Here is a 235-nt window from a genome sequence, read left to right as displayed (position 1 = left end):
CCCTGGCTGAGCAGCCGCCGGCGGCGCGCCATGCCGGAGAGCAGGTACAGCGGCAGCGACATGACCTCGAGCGCCACGAACGCGGTCAGCAGGTCGTGGCCGCGACGAAGACCATCATGCCGGTCAGCGAGAACAGGGCCAGCGGAAAGACCTCGCTGTGCTCGTGGCGGGCCAGGCTGGCCTCGGTCTCGGCCGCGCTGCCGGGTACCGACGCTGCGGAAGCGGCGAATGAACT

Annotated in this window: 1 pseudogene; it reads right to left on the bottom strand. The window is 70.6% G+C overall.

Features of this window, described 5'->3' with window-relative positions:
- Positions 1-235, bottom strand: a pseudogene (locus BN358_RS27050) (NADH-quinone oxidoreductase subunit N); the annotation flags it as partial.

The sequence above is a fragment of the Sedimentibacter sp. B4 genome, from assembly GCF_000309315.1.
Classification (GTDB): Bacteria; Bacillota; Clostridia; order Tissierellales; family Sedimentibacteraceae; genus Sedimentibacter; species Sedimentibacter saalensis.
Note: the sequence above shows the minus strand (reverse complement) of the source record. Positions and strands in the feature narration are given on the sequence as shown.